At 46.8% G+C, this 18,088-nt stretch carries 14 protein-coding genes; all 14 read right to left on the bottom strand.

All coding sequences use genetic code 11. The features are described 5' to 3' along the window. Positions 1–3: 3 nt before the first annotated feature. On the bottom strand, positions 4–648 hold the full coding sequence (rplC, locus tag AC3A8L_RS00370) for a 50S ribosomal protein L3 (RefSeq protein ID WP_487960225.1): 645 nt from the start codon (positions 646–648) through the stop codon (positions 4–6). A gap of 106 nt (positions 649–754) precedes the next feature. Further along, the gene (gene rpsJ / locus AC3A8L_RS00365; RefSeq protein ID WP_053979669.1) at positions 755–1,066 is read right to left on the bottom strand and encodes a 30S ribosomal protein S10; all 312 of its coding nucleotides are present in this window, start codon (positions 1,064–1,066) and stop codon (positions 755–757) included. A gap of 219 nt (positions 1,067–1,285) precedes the next feature. Beyond that, positions 1,286–2,509, bottom strand: a complete 1,224-nt coding sequence (gene tuf, locus AC3A8L_RS00360; protein WP_487960224.1) for an elongation factor Tu — start codon at positions 2,507–2,509, stop codon at positions 1,286–1,288. A gap of 88 nt (positions 2,510–2,597) precedes the next feature. Further along, positions 2,598–4,700 carry an elongation factor G gene (gene fusA / locus AC3A8L_RS00355; RefSeq protein ID WP_487960223.1) on the bottom strand — a complete coding sequence of 701 codons (2,103 nt, stop codon included), beginning with the start codon at positions 4,698–4,700 and terminating at the stop codon, positions 2,598–2,600. A 116-nt stretch (positions 4,701–4,816) separates the two neighbouring features. Beyond that, the gene (gene rpsG, locus AC3A8L_RS00350; protein WP_487960222.1) at positions 4,817–5,287 is read right to left on the bottom strand and encodes a 30S ribosomal protein S7; all 471 of its coding nucleotides are present in this window, start codon (positions 5,285–5,287) and stop codon (positions 4,817–4,819) included. Between the two features lie 100 nt (positions 5,288–5,387). Beyond that, complete coding sequence (rpsL, locus tag AC3A8L_RS00345; RefSeq protein WP_487960221.1) at positions 5,388–5,759, bottom strand: 30S ribosomal protein S12; 372 nt, start codon at positions 5,757–5,759, stop codon at positions 5,388–5,390. A 138-nt stretch (positions 5,760–5,897) separates the two neighbouring features. Beyond that, on the bottom strand, positions 5,898–10,124 hold the full coding sequence (gene rpoC / locus AC3A8L_RS00340; protein WP_487960220.1) for a DNA-directed RNA polymerase subunit beta': 4,227 nt from the start codon (positions 10,122–10,124) through the stop codon (positions 5,898–5,900). Between the two features lie 73 nt (positions 10,125–10,197). Next, a complete protein-coding gene (gene rpoB, locus AC3A8L_RS00335) occupies positions 10,198–14,283 on the bottom strand; it encodes a DNA-directed RNA polymerase subunit beta (protein ID WP_487960219.1) in 4,086 nt (1,361 codons plus the stop codon). A gap of 203 nt (positions 14,284–14,486) precedes the next feature. Beyond that, positions 14,487–14,852, bottom strand: coding sequence for a 50S ribosomal protein L7/L12 (rplL, locus tag AC3A8L_RS00330; protein WP_487960218.1), 366 nt, complete (start codon positions 14,850–14,852; stop codon positions 14,487–14,489). Positions 14,853–14,936: 84 nt separating this feature from the next. After that, the gene (gene rplJ, locus AC3A8L_RS00325) at positions 14,937–15,431 is read right to left on the bottom strand and encodes a 50S ribosomal protein L10 (protein WP_487960217.1); all 495 of its coding nucleotides are present in this window, start codon (positions 15,429–15,431) and stop codon (positions 14,937–14,939) included. A 303-nt stretch (positions 15,432–15,734) separates the two neighbouring features. After that, positions 15,735–16,430 (bottom strand): 50S ribosomal protein L1, encoded by a 696-nt coding sequence (gene rplA / locus AC3A8L_RS00320; RefSeq protein WP_487960216.1) that lies wholly within the window; start codon positions 16,428–16,430, stop codon positions 15,735–15,737. A 2-nt stretch (positions 16,431–16,432) separates the two neighbouring features. Continuing rightward, positions 16,433–16,864: a 50S ribosomal protein L11 gene (gene rplK, locus AC3A8L_RS00315; protein WP_487960215.1), complete on the bottom strand. Its 432-nt coding sequence runs from the start codon at positions 16,862–16,864 to the stop codon at positions 16,433–16,435. A 168-nt stretch (positions 16,865–17,032) separates the two neighbouring features. Then, entirely contained in the window at positions 17,033–17,566 is a 534-nt protein-coding gene (nusG, locus tag AC3A8L_RS00310) for a transcription termination/antitermination protein NusG (protein WP_487960214.1), read from the bottom strand. Positions 17,567–17,584: 18 nt separating this feature from the next. Continuing rightward, the gene (gene secE / locus AC3A8L_RS00305; RefSeq protein WP_487960213.1) at positions 17,585–17,956 is read right to left on the bottom strand and encodes a preprotein translocase subunit SecE; all 372 of its coding nucleotides are present in this window, start codon (positions 17,954–17,956) and stop codon (positions 17,585–17,587) included. Positions 17,957–18,088: the final 132 nt, after the last annotated feature.

The raw sequence follows: 18,088 nt of genomic DNA, 5'->3' as shown, positions 1-18,088 counted from the left end.
AAATTAACCGTTATTACGCAATTTAACGGCAGGACGAACAATCACGCTGCCACCTGGAGCACCAGGAACTGCACCCTTGATAAGAAGCAAGTTGCGCTCAACATCGACCCTAACAACTTCCAGATTTTGTGTAGTCACCTGAGCAGCACCCATGTGACCGGCCATTTTCTTGCCTTTGAAAACACGACCTGGAGTTTGACACTGACCAATAGAACCTGGCGCACGGTGAGACAAAGAGTTACCGTGAGTCGCGTCTTGCATTGCAAAATTCCAACGCTTAACACCACCGGCAAAACCTTTACCTTTAGATTGACCTGTTACGTCAACAACTTGACCAGCTTCGAAAGCTTCTACTGTAATTTTGCCGCCCACTTCGAAAGATTCTTGCGCGTCATTGCGAAGCTCTATCAATATAGAACCTGCTTCTGATTGCGCTTTTTCGTAATGGCCTTTTTGTGGCTTAGTTACACGGGAGGCACGACGAGACCCTACCGCTACCTGCACTGCATTGTAGCCGTCGGTTTCTACGCTCTTAACCTGGGTGATGCGATTGGGATCTACCTCAATCACAGTGACAGGAATGGAAGAACCATCTTCTGTAAATATACGCGTCATACCGCTTTTGCGGCCGACAATACCAATTGTCATTGTTTTAACCTCAAGTGTACGGGGCTCTTACCCGCTATGGCCGCCCATCTCAGAGCGTTACACACCCCGAATGGACTTGCCGGAAGGGGCTGGCTGTGGAGCTTTATTAACCGAGACTAATCTGTACTTCAACACCAGCCGCCAAATCTAACTTCATTAGGGCGTCTACGGTCTTCTCGGTTGGTTCTACTATGTCGAGTAAACGCTTATGAGTGCGAATCTCGTATTGGTCACGCGCATCTTTGTTAACGTGCGGTGATACCAAAATTGTAAAGCGTTCTTTGCGCGTAGGCAGCGGAATAGGACCGCGAACCTGAGCACCAGTACGCTTTGCTGTTTCAACAATTTCTTGCGTCGAAGCATCAATCAGCTTGTGATCGAATGCTTTTAAGCGAATTCGTATGCGTTGATTCTGCATTTGAACCAAAACTCCAGTAATTTTTAAAGAACTTTTGAACGAGCGCCTTATTGGACTCAGTCAAAATGGAGGCGGCATTCTATGTGCGGAGCCACACCATGTCAACAGTAGCGGGGAAATAACTGCATACTTTTTGGACAGTAGTGCATTTTTGCGAACAACCACAAAAAAGGGAGCCAATGGCTCCCTTTTTAATGCCCGAAGGCTAAATCGTAGAAATTACTCTATGATTTTTGCTACAACACCAGCACCAACGGTACGACCACCTTCGCGAATAGCGAAACGTAAGCCGTCATCCATCGCAACAGGGTTGATCAAAGTAACGTCCATTTTGATGTTATCACCAGGCATTACCATCTCAACACCCTCTGGAAGCTCACAAGCACCAGTAATGTCAGTAGTACGGAAGTAGAACTGCGGACGGTAGCCCTTAAAGAAAGGAGTGTGACGACCACCCTCATCTTTTGACAACACGTAAACTTCAGCTTCGAACTTAGTGTGCGGCTGAATTGAACCAGGCTTAGCCAAAACTTGACCACGCTCAACATCTTCACGCTTAGTACCACGCAAAAGAACACCAACGTTCTCGCCAGCACGACCTTCGTCAAGAAGCTTGCGGAACATCTCTACACCAGTACATGTTGTCTTAGTGGTGTCACGGATACCGAGAATTTCGATTTCCTCACCAACTTTAACAACACCGCGCTCTACACGACCAGTTACAACAGTACCACGACCCGCGATAGAGAAAACATCCTCAATAGGCATCAAGAATGGCTTGTCGATATCACGCTCAGGCTCAGGAATGTAAGAATCCAAAGCTTCGATCAATTTAGTAACAGCGGTTGTTCCGAGCTCGTGCTCATCCTTACCTTCCAACGCCATCAATGCAGAACCTGCAATGATTGGAGTGTCGTCACCAGGGAAATCGTAAGCTGACAACAAGTCACGAATTTCCATTTCAACAAGCTCAAGCATTTCTGCATATTCTTCTGAATCAACGCCGCCACAATCTTCAGCAAGAAGATCAGCTTTGTTCAAGAATACAACAACATAAGGAACACCAACCTGGCGAGACAACAAGATGTGCTCACGCGTTTGCGGCATTGGACCATCAGTTGTACCACAAACCAAGATAGCGCCATCCATTTGAGCAGCACCAGTAATCATGTTTTTCACATAATCGGCGTGACCAGGACAATCTACGTGCGCGTAGTGACGAGTTGGTGAGTCATACTCAACGTGTGAAGTTGCAATGGTAATACCGCGCGCCTTTTCTTCTGGGGCATTATCAATACCATCAAAAGCAACGGCAGTACCACCGTAAACTTCAGCACACACGCGTGTTAACGCTGCAGTCAAAGTTGTTTTACCGTGATCCACGTGGCCGATAGTACCGACGTTAACGTGGGGTTTATTACGTTCAAATTTTTCTTTTGCCACTTTTAAAGTCCTCTCAAAAAATTACTTTAGTGAAGTCAGATAAAAACCAATTATTCGCCGGTACCATCTTACAGTTAAATTTTTACAGTCAGATTCTAGCGATGATGTCCTGCGCAACATTACCTGGCACTTCTGCATATTTACAGAATTCCATGGCATAGGTCGCGCGACCCTGTGTGGCAGAACGGACAGCCGTTGCATAACCAAACATTTGTGCCAAAGGTACCTCAGCAGTGACGACCTTACCGGAAGCACTATCATCCATACCTAAGATCATCCCACGACGCCGATTCAAATCGCCAACTACATCCCCCATATTTTCTTCAGGGGTGACAACCTCAACCTTCATCATGGGCTCCAACAGCACCGCACCACCAAACTCAACCAGCTTTTTAGTTGCCATCGAGGCAGCAATCTTAAAGGCCATTTCGGAAGAGTCAACATCATGGTACGAACCATCGTAAATTGTCGCCTTTAGCCCAAGCAGAGGATAGCCGGCAACAACGCCGTTTTTCATCTGCTCTTCTATGCCTTTTTGGATAGCTGGAATAAAATCCTTAGGCACAACACCGCCTACAATCTCATTCACAAACTCAAGCCCTTCGGATGTTTCATCCTCACCCGGCTCAAACCTAATCCAAACATGCCCGTACTGGCCGCGACCGCCAGACTGACGCACAAACTTACCCTCAACCTCACAGGCAATGCGTATCGCCTCTCGATAGGTGACCTGAGGCTTACCAATATTGGCCTGCACCCCAAATTCACGCGCCATGCGATCAACTAGGATATCTAAATGGAGCTCCCCCATACCCGAAATAATGATCTGCCCAGTTTCCTCGTCCGTTTTTACCTGAAACGAAGGATCCTCTTGCGCCAATTTACCTAGCGCGACACCCATTTTATCCTGATCAGCCTGCGTACGGGGCTCAACAGCCACCGAGATCACCGGCTCAGGAAACTCCATTCGCTCCAAGGTAATAACATCACTCTGCGCACACAAGGTATCGCCAGTGGTTACATCCTTAAAGCCAATTCCAGCAGCAATATCCCCCGCCAGAACCTCTTTTATTTCTTCGCGCTGATTGGCGTGCATTTGCACCATCCGCCCAACACGCTCTTTTTTGCCCTTCACCGAATTAAAAACTGAATCACCCTGCTTTAAGGTGCCAGAATAAACACGAAAGAACGTCAACGTCCCCACAAAAGGGTCCGTCGCTATTTTAAACGCCAGCGCCGCAAAAGGGGCGCTATCGTCGGCTGCACGCGTAGCTACAGAAGACTCCTTATCATCAAGAATACCTTCAATAGCTTTAACCTGATCCGGTGCAGGTAAAAACTCAACCACCGCATCCAAAACCGCCTGCACACCCTTATTCTTAAAAGCTGAGCCGCCCAAAACAGGCACAAGCTTATTCTCTAGCGTCAACTTGCGGATACCGAATTTAATCTCATCCTCCGTCAACTCCCCACCCTCGAGGTACTTATCCATAAGCTCATCAGTTGCCTCGGCAGCCGATTCAACAACAAACTCCCGCATTTCAGCACACTCTTCGGCTAAATCTGCAGGAATGTCAGCATATTCAAAAGAAACACCCTGATCACCCTCATCCCAGAGGATCGCTTTATTCTTAATTAAATCTACAACACCTTTAAAATCTTCTTCTGAACCTATCGTCATATGAAGAGGTACTGCTTTTGCGCCCAAGCGCACCTTTAGCTGCTCTACCACTCGACGAAAATCTGCGCCCGTACGATCCATCTTATTCACGAAAACTATTCGCGGGACCTCATACTTATTCGCTTGACGCCATACGGTTTCCGTTTGTGGCTGCACTCCAGAAGAGCCGCATAACACAACAACCGCACCATCCAACACACGGAGCGAACGCTCTACTTCAATCGTGAAGTCTACGTGGCCAGGTGTATCAATAATATTAATTCGATGCTCTTCGAACTGCTTCGCCATACCCTGCCAAAAACAGGTTGTCGCGGCCGAGGTGATTGTAATCCCTCGCTCTTGCTCTTGAGCCATCCAATCCATCGTCGCAGCACCATCATGCACTTCGCCGATTTTATGTGAAACGCCAGTGTAAAAAAGCACTCGCTCCGTTGTTGTGGTTTTACCCGCATCAACGTGCGCACAAATACCAATATTGCGGTAACGCGAAATTGGAGTCTTACGTGCCACTATGACATTCCTCAGAATTCTTAATATGAAAAACTTTTTAAACTAAAAACAAACCAGATAAACAACGAAAAGGCAGCAAATATAGCTGCCTTTTCGCTGCGAACACCACACAAAACCTAGAAACGAAAATGCGAGAACGCTTTGTTCGCTTCAGCCATACGGTGAACATCTTCACGCTTCTTAACAGCAGCACCCTTACTCTGGGCCGCGTCAATAAGCTCGCCCGCTAAGCGGAAAGCCATAGACTTTTCACCACGCCCACGCGAGTAATCAACCAACCAGCGCATAGCCAAAGCTGTGCGACGTGAAGGACGAACCTCAACAGGAACTTGGTAAGTTGCACCACCAACACGACGAGACTTAACCTCGACCATTGGAGCAACATTTTCAAGAGCTTCTTGAAACACTTCTAACGGATCTTTGCTGGTTTTCTCAGCAACAACATCCAAAGCACCATAAACGATACGCTCAGCGACAGATTTTTTACCGCTAACCATTACGTGGTTCATAAACTTAGCCAAAGTTTGGTCTCCAAACTTTGGATCAGGAAGAATCTCACGTTTTGCGACGACGCGTCTTCTTGGCATATAACTACACTCACTTTAATTCAGGCTTGCCTGAGACCAAATTGATTAACAATTTAGCTCAGCCTTACTGGATCTTAAGATTCAAAAACGTTAAGCAACCTTATTTAGGACGCTTAGTACCGTACTTAGAACGTGCTTGCTTACGATCGGCAACACCAGAGGTGTCAAGCGAACCGCGAACAGTGTGATAACGAACACCCGGCAAATCTTTTACTCGACCGCCGCGAATCAATACAACACTGTGCTCCTGCAAATTGTGCCCTTCACCACCGATATAGGAAGTCACTTCGTAGCCGCTAGTTAAGCGAACACGACAAACTTTACGCAAGGCAGAGTTTGGCTTCTTAGGGGTTGTGGTGTAAACGCGGGTGCAAACACCGCGACGCTGAGGACAGTTTTGCAACGCAGGAACGTCACTTTTCTGTACTTTACGTTTTCTCGGCTTACGAACCAACTGGTTGATCGTTGCCATGGAAAAAACTCCAAAATAAATTACGCCGTAATTAAACAGCTATTAAACAAAATCGGGTGCAAATAACCCGCCCGCAAAATGCGGGTGGCGCATAATAAAGGCGCCACCCAGCAAGGTCAAGCAGTGATTGCCTGAAAATTAATCATTACTCGAACGCAAAGCTTCTGTGAGTGCTGCTTCAACTTCTGCAGCACTTACGCCTTCAGTAACAACCTCTTCAACTTGCTCACGCCTACGCTTACGCTCTTTGTGATATGACAAACCCGTTCCCGCAGGAATGAGTCGACCAACAACCACGTTTTCTTTCAAGCCGCGTAAAGTATCCAGCTTGCCAGTTACAGCAGCCTCGGTCAGTACGCGTGTTGTCTCCTGGAACGATGCCGCCGATATGAACGATTCCGTTGCCAAAGATGCCTTAGTGATACCCAGCAGCTCACGAACATAGCGTGCAGGCTGTTTATCTTCAGCGCGCAGCTTTTCGTTTTGCTCAAGCACACGAACGAACTCAGCTTGCTCACCCTTAACGAAGTCAGAATCACCCATTTCGGTGATCTCAACTTTGCGCAACATCTGACGAACAATAACTTCGATGTGCTTATCGTTAATTTTCACGCCCTGTAAGCGGTAAACATCCTGAATCTCATTGGTAATGTAATCAGCCAATGCTGCAACGCCCTTAAGCCTTAAGATGTCATGCGGGTTAGACGGGCCGTCAGATACAACCTCACCCTTAGTTACCGCCTCACCCTCAAACACGGTGAGCTGACGATGCTTAGGAATAAGCACTTCATAGTGGGTAGAGCCATCTTCCATCGCCTCGCCATTTGGCGGAGTGATCACTAGACGACGCTTACCTTTAGTTTCTTTACCGAAGGTTACCGTACCCGAAATTTCAGCCAAGATAGAAGGCTCTTTAGGCTTACGCGCTTCGAACAAGTCAGCAACGCGCGGTAGACCACCCGTAATATCTCGAGTTTTTGAACTCTCTTGTGGGATACGCGCAATAACATCACCAATGCTAACCATATCGCCTGTAGCCAAGCTCAAAATGGACTTGTGCGGCAACATGTAGTGCGCAGGCTGATTGGTATTGGGTAAGTAAAGCTCGTTACCATCAGCGTCAACCAAGGTTACTGCAGGCTTTAAATCTTTACCCGCCGATGGACGCTCTGATGGATCAAGAATTTCAATCGATGAAAGACCTGTGATCGAATCTTGCTGACGACGCACAGATAAGCCATCTTCCATTCCACTCAAAATAACCTTACCGGTCATTTCAGTCACAATGGGGTGAGTATGTGGATCCCATTTAGCAACAATGGCACCACCAGCAACTTCAGCACCTTCTTTCGCGCTAATAACAGCACCGTACGGCACCTTATAACGCTCACGCTCACGACCAGTAACATCAGCAACTGCGATCTCACCAGAGCGCGATACAGCAACTAAAGAACCATCATCACGCGATACAGTTTTGATGTTGTGTAGACGAATTGTACCGTCTTGCTTGATCTGTACGCTATCTACAGCAGAAGCCCGGCTAGCCGCACCACCAATGTGGAAGGTACGCATAGTAAGCTGTGTACCTGGCTCACCAATAGACTGCGCCGCAATAACACCAATAGCCTCACCAACGTTTGCACGATGACCGCGAGCCAAGTCACGACCGTAACACTGCGCACAAATGCCATGGCGTGTTTCACAGTTAATGGCAGAACGTACGATCACTTCATCGATCGCCATATGCTCTACGCGCTCAACCCATTTCTCGTCGATAATAGTACCGGCAGATACCAATATCTCATCAGTACCGGGACGAATAACATCCTGCGCAATAACACGACCCAATATACGATCGCCCAGCGATTCAATAATGTCGCCGCCTTCAATAACAGGCGTCATAATCAAACCGCGGTCAGTACCACAATCAACTTCGGTGATAACAACATCTTGCGCAACATCCACCAAACGACGAGTCAAATAACCCGAGTTTGCGGTTTTAAGTGCTGTATCCGCTAGACCCTTACGCGCGCCGTGAGTAGAAATAAAGTACTGAAGTACGTTTAGACCTTCACGGAAGTTTGCCGTAATAGGCGTTTCAATAATCGAACCATCCGGACGCGCCATCAAGCCACGCATACCAGCAAGCTGACGAATCTGAGCTGGTGAACCACGAGCACCTGAGTCGGCATACATATAGACAGAGTTGAATGATGCCTGCTTCTCTTCTTCGCCCTGCTTATTAATAACAGGCTCAGTCGAAATACCTTCCATCATCGATTTCGCCACTAAGTCGTTAGCGCGAGACCAAATATCGATAACTTTGTTGTATTTCTCACCTTGCGTTACAAGGCCTGAAGCATATTGCGTTTCGATTTCTTTAACTTCGGCTTCAGCGCGACCAATAAGCTCAGCTTTTGCATCTGGGATTTGGAAGTCATTTACACCAATCGATGAGCCAGACTTAGTCGAGAAGTCATAACCCATATACATTAATTGGTCAGCAAAGATAACCGTCGCCTTAAGACCAACAATACGATAACAAAAGTTAATAACCGTTGAGATCGCCTTCTTAACCATATTGCGGTTAATCAGCTCGAAAGGTACGCCATCGGGAACAATCTCCCACAACAAAATTCGGCCAACAGTCGTATCAACGATTTTCATTGTTTCTTCGGTATCACCACCTTCACTCATCACGATATCGTTAATACGACATTTAATACGTGACTGAAGATGAACTTTACCGGCATAGAATGCACGCGAGACTTCGAGCGCATCAGAGAATGCCATGCCTTCGCCCAAACCATTTACACGCTCACGTGTCATCCAATACAAACCCAATACCACATCCTGAGACGGCACGATAATGGGCTCGCCTGATGCTGGCGAAAGAATGTTATTGGTCGACATCATTAAGGCGCGCGCTTCAAGCTGCGCTTCGATAGTCAACGGAACGTGAACAGCCATCTGATCGCCATCGAAGTCGGCGTTGTAAGCCGCACAAACGAGTGGGTGAAGCTGGATCGCCTTGCCTTCAATAAGAACAGGCTCAAATGCCTGAATCCCCAAACGGTGAAGTGTTGGCGCACGGTTAAGCAATACCGGGTGCTCACGAATCACTTCGTCGAGGATATCCCAAACAACAGGCTCTTCACGCTCAACCATTTTCTTGGCGGCTTTAATTGTGGTGGCAAGGCCACGCAACTCAAGCTTACTAAAAATGAATGGCTTAAAGAGTTCCAATGCCATCTTCTTAGGAAGACCACACTGATGCAAACGCAAGGTAGGACCAGTAACAATTACCGATCGACCCGAGTAATCAACACGCTTACCAAGAAGGTTTTGACGGAAACGACCTTGCTTACCTTTAATCATGTCAGCAAGCGACTTCAATGGACGCTTGTTTGAACCGGTAATCGCACGACCGCGGCGGCCGTTATCCAGCAATGCATCAACAGACTCTTGCAGCATACGCTTTTCGTTACGCACGATAATGTCTGGCGCATTCAGATCTAATAAGCGCTTCAAGCGGTTGTTACGGTTAATAACACGACGATACAAATCGTTAAGATCCGAAGTCGCAAAACGACCGCCATCAAGAGGAACCAACGGACGAAGATCAGGCGGAAGAACCGGCAAGGCTTCAAGCACCATCCACTGCGGCTTATTGCCGGAGTTAATGAAGGCTTCAACCAACTTCAAACGCTTAGAAAGCTTCTTGATCTTAGTTTCAGAGTTGGTGTTGGGAATTTCTTCACGCAACATTTGCCCTTCAGCTTCCAAATCGATATCCATCATTAGGCGCTGAATAGCTTCTGCACCCATTTTGGCATCAAAGTCGTCACCGAACTCTTCCATCGCTTCGAAATACTGCTCATCCGTTAATAACTGACCACGCTCAAGCGTCGTCATACCGGGATCAACAACCACATAAGATTCGAAGTACAGCACGCGCTCAATGCTACGCAAGGTCATATCAAGCAGCAAACCAATACGGCTTGGCAATGATTTCAAGAACCAAATATGCGCGCACGGTGCAGCTAATTCGATGTGCGCCATACGGTCGCGACGCACTTTTGCCAAAGTCACTTCAACGCCACATTTTTCACAAATGATGCCGCGGTGCTTCATACGCTTGTACTTACCACACAAGCATTCGTAATCTTTTACTGGGCCAAAAATCTTGGCGCAAAATAAACCTTCACGCTCAGGCTTAAAAGTACGATAGTTAATAGTTTCAGGTTTTTTAACCTCACCAAATGACCAAGAGCGGATCATTTCGGGGGACGATAAACCAATGCGGATGCCATCAAACTCGTCCGCTTGCCCTTGGTTTTTCAAAATGTTCAGCAAATCTTTCAAGGTGTTTCCTCCAGTGGGAGCCTTGCACGGCGGGGCGGTGATTATCACCCCGCCACCGTTTTAAGGGTCTACTTTATTTATCGTGTTCAAGCTCAATATTGATCGCCAAAGAACGAATCTCTTTGACCAATACATTAAACGACTCGGGCATGCCAGGCTCCATACGATGATCGCCGTCCACAATGTTTTTATACATTTTGGTTCGACCATTCACGTCATCCGACTTAACCGTCAACATTTCCTGCAAGGTATAAGCAGCACCGTATGCTTCAAGTGCCCACACTTCCATCTCACCGAAACGCTGACCACCGAACTGCGCTTTACCACCCAGTGGCTGCTGAGTAACTAAGCTGTAAGAACCGGTAGAACGTGCATGCATCTTGTCATCAACCAAGTGGTTGAGCTTCAACATGTACATGTAGCCCACAGTGGTATGACGCAAGAAGGCGTCGCCTGTACGGCCGTCATGCAATTGCATTTGGCCTGTATCAGAAAGACCCGCTAAACGCAGCAACTCTTTAATTTCGCTCTCTTTCGCACCATCAAATGCAGGCGTAGCCATTGGCACACCAGCACGTAGGTTTTGAGCCATGTCTAGAATTTGCTTATCACAGAATGAATTAAGATCTTCTTTATCTTTCGCAATGCCAGACTTGTTGTAGATCTCCTCAAGGAAACCACGGACCTCTGCAACAGCACGCTGCTCAGCCATCATGGTATCGATTCTCTCGCCCAAGGTTTTCGCCGCTAAGCCTAAGTGCATTTCTAGCACCTGCCCAACGTTCATTCGCGAAGGAACACCAAGAGGGTTCAAAACGATATCAACAGGTACGCCATGCTCGTCGTATGGCATATCTTCAACAGGCATAATCACAGAGATAACACCTTTGTTACCGTGACGTCCCGCCATTTTATCGCCAGGCTGAATACGACGTTTAATCGCCAAATAAACCTTAACAATTTTCAGAACACCCGGTGCTAAGTCATCACCTGTTTCCAGCTTGCCTTTTTTATCTTCAAAGCGATCATCAAGCTCTTTACGACGCTCTGCTAAGCTTTCTTCAGCGCGGTCGATTTGCTCACTCAGAACGTCCTCATCCATACGGATTTTGAACCATTCTTTTTGCGGCAATTCATTAAGCTGCTCATTAGTAACCAAACTACCCTTAACAACACCCTTGCCACCGGCAGCCACTTGGCCAACCAACGCGACGCGCAAGCGCTCAAACGTTGCCGTTTCAACAATTCGGTATTCTTCGTTAAGGTCTTTGCGGACTTGGTTAAGCTGAGTTTTTTCGATATCGCGTGAACGCTGATCTTTTTCTAGACCATCACGAGTAAAGACCTGAACGTCAATAACTGTACCCTTGGTGCTGGTAGGCACACGCAAGGAGGTATCTTTAACGTCACTGGCTTTTTCACCAAAGATTGCACGAAGAAGTTTTTCTTCTGGCGTCAATTGGGTTTCACCCTTAGGTGTTACCTTGCCCACGAGAATGTCGCCAGGGCCTACTTCGGCACCAATATAAACAACACCAGACTCATCAAGCTTAGATAGCGCAGACTCACCCACGTTGGGAATATCAGCCGTGATCTCCTCAGAGCCTAATTTGGTATCACGCGCAATACAGGTTAACTCTTGGATGTGAATTGTCGTAAAGCGGTCTTCTTGAACAACGCGCTCACTAACAAGGATCGAATCCTCAAAGTTATAACCATTCCAAGGCATAAATGCGATACGCATATTCTGACCGAGGGCAAGCTCACCCATATCTACCGAAGGACCATCCGCTAGAATGTCGCCACGCACGATGGTGTCGCCAGTGCTAACGATAGGACGCTGGTTAATACACGTATTCTGGTTCGAACGGGTGTATTTAGTGAGGTTGTAGATATCTACACCCGCATCACCCGCTTCAACTTCTTCTTGACCAGCACGAACAACAATTCGGCCAGCATCAACACGGTCAATAACACCACCGCGCTTAGCAACAACACACACACCAGAATCCGAAGCAACTTTACGCTCCATACCCGTACCCACTAAAGGCTTTTGTGCTTTTAGTGTGGGTACAGCCTGACGCTGCATGTTCGAACCCATCAAGGCTCGGTTAGCATCATCGTGCTCCAGGAATGGAATCAGCGATGCGGCAACCGATACAACCTGACGAGGTGACACATCCATGTACTGAACTTCAGATGGCGCCACCAAGGTGAATTCATTCATGTGACGACAAGAAACAAGTTCGTCGATCAAATTACCGTTTTCATCTTGCGTTGCAGATGCCTGGGCAATAACAAACTTTGATTCGTTAATTGCAGACAAGTATTCGATTTCATCAGTGACCTTGTTGCCAATGACTTTACGCACTGGACTCTCAAGGAAACCGTAGCTGTTAGTACGCGCATAGGTTGCCAACGAGTTGATCAAACCAATGTTTGGACCTTCCGGTGTTTCAATAGGACATACACGACCATAGTGAGTCGGGTGTACATCTCGAACCTCAAAACCAGCACGCTCACGCGTTAAACCGCCAGGCCCTAAAGCCGAAACACGACGTTTGTGCGTAACTTCTGAAAGCGGATTGTTTTGGTCCATAAACTGGGACAGCTGACTAGAACCGAAGAACTCTTTAACCGCGGCAGCAACAGGCTTAGCATTAACCAAGTCTTGCGGCATAAGGCCTTCACTTTCAGCCATAGAAAGACGTTCTTTAACAGCACGCTCAACACGCACCAAACCAACACGGAATTGGTTCTCAGCCATTTCGCCAACAGAACGAATGCGACGGTTACCGAGGTGATCGATATCATCAACAACACCCTTACCGTTACGTATATCGATCAAGGTTTTTAAGACATCAACGATATCTTCACGCGACAAGGTGCCTTCGCCAGTATCTTCATCACGACCCAGACGACGGTTAAACTTCATGCGACCTACAGCAGAAAGATCATAACGCTCTTGGCTAAAGAATAAGTTCTGGAATAAACCTTCTGCTGATTCTTTTGTGGGCGGCTCACCTGGACGCATCATGCGATAAATTTCAACTAACGCTTCAAGCTCAGTGCGAGAAGGATCGCTGCGCAAGGTGTCGGACAAGAAAGAACCGCAATCAAGATCGTTGGTGTACAACGTTTCCACATCAGAGATGCCTGCAGCAATAAGCTGCGCAACGACTTCTTCTGTAATTTCGGTATTACACTCGACGAGAACTTCACCGGTGCTTTCGTCAATGATGTCTTTTGCTAAAGCACGCCCCAAGATGTAGTCAGAAGGGACATCCAGCTCTTTAACATTCGCTTTTTCAAGCTGCTTAATATGACGAGCCGTAATGCGGCGAGTCTCTTCAACAATGACATTACCTTCGGTATCGCATATATCGAAAGAAGCCGTATCGCCACGCAAACGAGCAGGCACTAGCTCAAGCTTTAAGCTGCCATCTTCTAAAAGGCGGAAACTGCTGGTTTCAAAAAACATATCCAGCATTTCTTGCGAGCTATAACCTAACGCACGCAAAAGAATTGTCGCTGGTAATTTACGACGACGGTCAATACGTACAAAGACAAGGTCTTTGGGGTCAAACTCAAAGTCCAACCATGAACCACGGTAAGGAATAACGCGCGCAGAATAGAGTAATTTACCTGATGAGTGAGTCTTACCTTTGTCGTGCTCGAAGAACACACCAGGAGAACGATGTAGCTGAGAAACAATAACGCGCTCAGTACCGTTAATAACAAAAGTACCGTTATCGGTCATGAGCGGAATTTCGCCCATGTACACTTCTTGCTCTTTAATATCTTTAATTGTTTTTGCGCTGGATTCTTTATCGTAAATGATCAAGCGAACTTTAACGCGTAAAGGCACGGCATAAGTTGCTCCGCGCAATACACATTCATTAACGTCAAATACTGGTTTCCCAAGTGCATAGCTCACGTATTCGAGAGCGGCGCTACCAGAATAGCTTACGATAGGAAATACCGATTTAAACGCGGCATGCAAACCCATATCCAAACGCTTTTTGGGCGCGGTATCAACTTGCGTAAATTTTCTGTATGAATCGAGCTGTATTGCCAGGAGGAACGGCACATCCATGACGTGCGGCAACTTGCCAAAATCCTTGCGGATACGTTTTTTCTCAGTATACGAGTAAGCCATCAGATTTCCTCAGCTTTTCACGGGGATGCAATCTTTGCGAGACACGGGGAGGGTTAACTCCCAATTCACACTAATAAGCGCGAATATTAAATATCAGTTCCATTCTACGATCCAAAGCACACTAGACCGCAAACGGAAAAAGGCCAGCAGGTAAATTACCTGCCAGCCCTGTGCCAATCAGAGATTGGACTTTAACTTCAAGCTTACTTAACTTCGACAGCTGCACCAGCAGCTTCGAGTTTTTCTTTAGCCGCTTCAGCGTCGTCCTTAGAAACACCTTCTTTAACAGGAGAAGGTATACCATCAACGATTGCTTTAGCTTCTTTCAAGCCAAGACCGGTAATTTCACGAACAGCTTTAATCGTGCTAACTTTCTTCTCACCAGCAGAGGTAAGGATAACATCGAATTCAGTTTGCTCTTCAGCAGCGCCACCAGCATCGCCAGCAACAGCAACTGCTGCTGCAGCGCTAACGCCAAATTTTTCTTCCATTGCAGAAACTAATTCAACAACGTCTTTAACAGACATTTCAGCAACAGCGTTTAAGATATCTTCTTGTGAGATAGACATTTTTCAAGTCCTATTCTTACGTGAGCATTAAGCTCGGATAATTTTTTAAAAAAGTCGGTAATTCCAATCTGTTGAGATATGAAATTAAGCGGCTTCTTGTTCTTTTTGATCGCGAAGTGCTGCAAGAGTACGTACCAACTTGCCAGCGGCTGCTTCTTTCATCACGTTCATGAGTCGTGCAATAGCTTCGTCGTATGTTGGTAAAGAAGCCAACAAATTAACATCAACTAAAACGCCCTCAAACGAGGCAGCTTTTAATTCCAACATCTCATTTGCTTTAGCGAAGTCACGTAAAATACGTGCACCAGCACCTGGGTGCTCACTCGAAAATGCAATGATAGTTGGACCTACGAAACTCTCAACGAGACATTCGTAGTCAGTGCCTTCAACCGCGCGACGAGCCAAGGTGTTGCGAACAACGCGTAACCATACGCCATGCTCACGAGCCTCTTTTCGTAGAGCCGTCATCTGACTAACAGTAACGCCGCGTGAATCGGCTACTACTGCAGAAAGAGCGCTCTTGGCAGCCTCTGAGACTTCAGCAACAATCGCTTTTTTGTCTTCAAGTCCTAATGCCACGGGATTTCTCCTGGTTAATGACGGGGCTACCCCCATCGTTTTCTACCAGTTCAAATGTTTCCACTTGAACCCTATGTCGGCGACAACAGGTTCAGAATTCTGAACAGGGTCCACCATCTGCGTAGGCTTTGCAAAACTCAATTAAGAAATTCATGACACGCGAGCTACAGACCCAGATTCACATCTCGCTCCAACCCGTTACCACTCACTTCACCTACGGTCTTTGACGACCTAGCTCTAGGAGCTAGACCCCAAAGTTTTTTGCACCCAAAGGCGCTGCACTAATGTAATAGCGCGGAATAACTATGCTTCGAGAGTCGATGCATCCAAGGTTAAACCTGGACCCATTGTCGTGCTCAAAGTAATTTTCTTGATGTAAACGCCTTTAGATGAAGCAGGCTTCAATTTTTTCACATCAAGTAATAATGCTTCTAAGTTTTGCTTTAATGCTGACGCATCAAAACTTAACTTGCCGATACCACCATGAATAATGCCGCCTTTGTCAGCACGGAAACGCACTTGACCGGCTTTAGCATTTTTAACAGCAGTTGCAACGTCAGGCGTTACAGTACCGGTTTTAGGGTTAGGCATAAGACCACGAGGACCTAACACCTGACCTAATTGACCAACAACACGCATGGCAGCAGGATCAGCAACAACAACATCAAAGTCCATCATGCCGCCTTTGATTTCAGCTGCTAGCTCTTCCATACCCACAAAGTCAGCGCCCGCAGCTTTTGCAGCTTCAGCGTTTGCACCCTGAGTAAATACAGCAACGCGAACTTCTTTACCGGTACCGTTCGGTAGAGTCGTGGCGCCACGTACAGACTGGTCAGATTTACGAGGATCGATACCCAAGTTAATCGCTGTTTCTACTGTTTCTGCAAACTTAACACCAGAAAGCTCTTTCAACAAAGCAACGGCTTCGTCAATGCTGTACTGTTTAGTTGATTCAACTTTTTCGTTGATAGCGCGCTGGCGCTTAGATAACTTAGCCATTATTAAACCCCTTCAACATCCAAACCCATGGAACGAGCAGAGCCCGCGATAGTACGCACAGCTGCATCCATATCAGCAGCAGTCAAGTCCGGAGCCTTAGCTGTTGCAATATCTTCTAACTGTGCACGCGTTACAGCACCCACTTTCTTAGTATTAGGATTGCTGCTACCGCTAGTGATGCCAGCCGCTTTCTTTAACAAGTAAGAAGCGGGTGGAGTCTTCATTGCGAAAGTGAAGCTTTTATCGCTGTATACAGTGATAACAACTGGCACTGGAGAGCCGGCTTCAATATCTTGAGTCTGTGCGTTAAACGCTTTACAGAACTCCATAATGTTCACACCGTGCTGACCTAGAGCAGGACCAACTGGTGGACTTGGATTGGCCTTACCGGCACCAACTTGCAGCTTAATATAGGCATTAATTTTCTTAGCCATTTTCAACTTCCTCAGGTTATGGGTTAAACGCCTCTGTTAGGTTAAACCTAACGTCATCGGCTCCCCGTTTTGGGTAATAGACACGCTACTAAATACGTGACACCCAGAGACACAAAAACCCCCACTGCCCTGAAAGGCAGTGAGAGTCATAAAAATTCAGTTTTTTAATCAGCTTTTTTCGACCTGACCAAACTCCAATTCAACAGGAGTTGAACGACCGAAAATAAGAACCGCTACTCGCAAGCGACTCTTCTCATAATTCACCTCTTCAACAACACCGTTAAAGTCATTGAACGGGCCATCAGTCACACGGACCATCTCGCCGGGCTCAAATAACGTTTTAGGCTTAGGCTTATCAACAGAGTCATCAACACGTTGAAGAATTAAGTTAGCCTCTTTCTCAGTAATTGGGGCAGGCTTATCTGCCTTACCGCCAATGAAACCCATCACACGTGGCGTTTCTTTTACTAAGTGCCACGCTTCGTCGTTAAGCTCCATTTGAACAAGAACGTAACCAGGGAAAAACTTACGCTCTGAACGTCGCTTTTGCCCATCTCTCATCTCAACCACTTCTTCAGTGGGAACGAGAACATCACCAAAATGTTCTTGCATACCTTCGAGCTCAATACGCTCTTTCAGTACTGCTGCAACTTTCTTTTCGTAACCTGAATAGGCGTGTACCACATACCAACGCTTTGCCATGGGGAGAAATGTCCGTAGTTATCCAATAATAAAAGAGGCGATCTTTCCGAATACGGCATCAAGGCCCCACAAAAGAAGAGCCATCACGAACACGACCACTAACACCATCAAAGTCGTTTGATTGGTCTCTGGCTTGGTGGGCCAAACCACTTTGCGCATTTCTATTTGGGCAGATTTTAGTAACTCCCAAAAAGCAGCACCTTTGGCAGTTTGCAAAGCAACAAACGCAGCAGCCAAACCCAAAGCAACCATCGCCAACACGCGATAAAGGATCGCAACTTGTTCGGCGTAATAAGAATTTCCTACCGTGCCAGCAGCAATAATAGCGATAACCACCAACCATTTAAGGCCGTCTAGCTTATTCTGTGGAGACTCTACATTTGTACTCATGGCTTCTTCTCTTTCTACGATAGTGCGTAATACACAGAAAGGTTGAAACTCGCATTTCAACCTTTCGCGCCGCACGCATTCGTGCATATAGTGGCAGGCCAGGAGGGACTCGAACCCCCAACTTTCGGTTTT

Source organism: Marinagarivorans sp., from assembly GCF_982758155.1.
Note: the sequence above shows the minus strand (reverse complement) of the source record. Positions and strands in the feature narration are given on the sequence as shown.

What these genes read in the sequence shown, in the direction of transcription:
- rpsG (WP_487960222.1), bottom strand. Translation starts at nt 5,287, where the DNA reads ATGCCAAGAAGACGCGTCGTCGCAAAACGTGAGATTCTTCCTGATCCA.
- rplL (WP_487960218.1), bottom strand. Translation starts at nt 14,852, where the DNA reads ATGTCTATCTCACAAGAAGATATCTTAAACGCTGTTGCTGAAATGTCT.
- secE (WP_487960213.1), bottom strand. Translation starts at nt 17,956, where the DNA reads ATGAGTACAAATGTAGAGTCTCCACAGAATAAGCTAGACGGCCTTAAA.
- nusG (WP_487960214.1), bottom strand. Translation starts at nt 17,566, where the DNA reads ATGGCAAAGCGTTGGTATGTGGTACACGCCTATTCAGGTTACGAAAAG.
- rplC (WP_487960225.1), bottom strand. Translation starts at nt 648, where the DNA reads ATGACAATTGGTATTGTCGGCCGCAAAAGCGGTATGACGCGTATATTT.
- rplA (WP_487960216.1), bottom strand. Translation starts at nt 16,430, where the DNA reads ATGGCTAAGTTATCTAAGCGCCAGCGCGCTATCAACGAAAAAGTTGAA.
- rpoB (WP_487960219.1), bottom strand. Translation starts at nt 14,283, where the DNA reads ATGGCTTACTCGTATACTGAGAAAAAACGTATCCGCAAGGATTTTGGC.
- rplK (WP_487960215.1), bottom strand. Translation starts at nt 16,864, where the DNA reads ATGGCTAAGAAAATTAATGCCTATATTAAGCTGCAAGTTGGTGCCGGT.
- rpsL (WP_487960221.1), bottom strand. Translation starts at nt 5,759, where the DNA reads ATGGCAACGATCAACCAGTTGGTTCGTAAGCCGAGAAAACGTAAAGTA.
- rpsJ (WP_053979669.1), bottom strand. Translation starts at nt 1,066, where the DNA reads ATGCAGAATCAACGCATACGAATTCGCTTAAAAGCATTCGATCACAAG.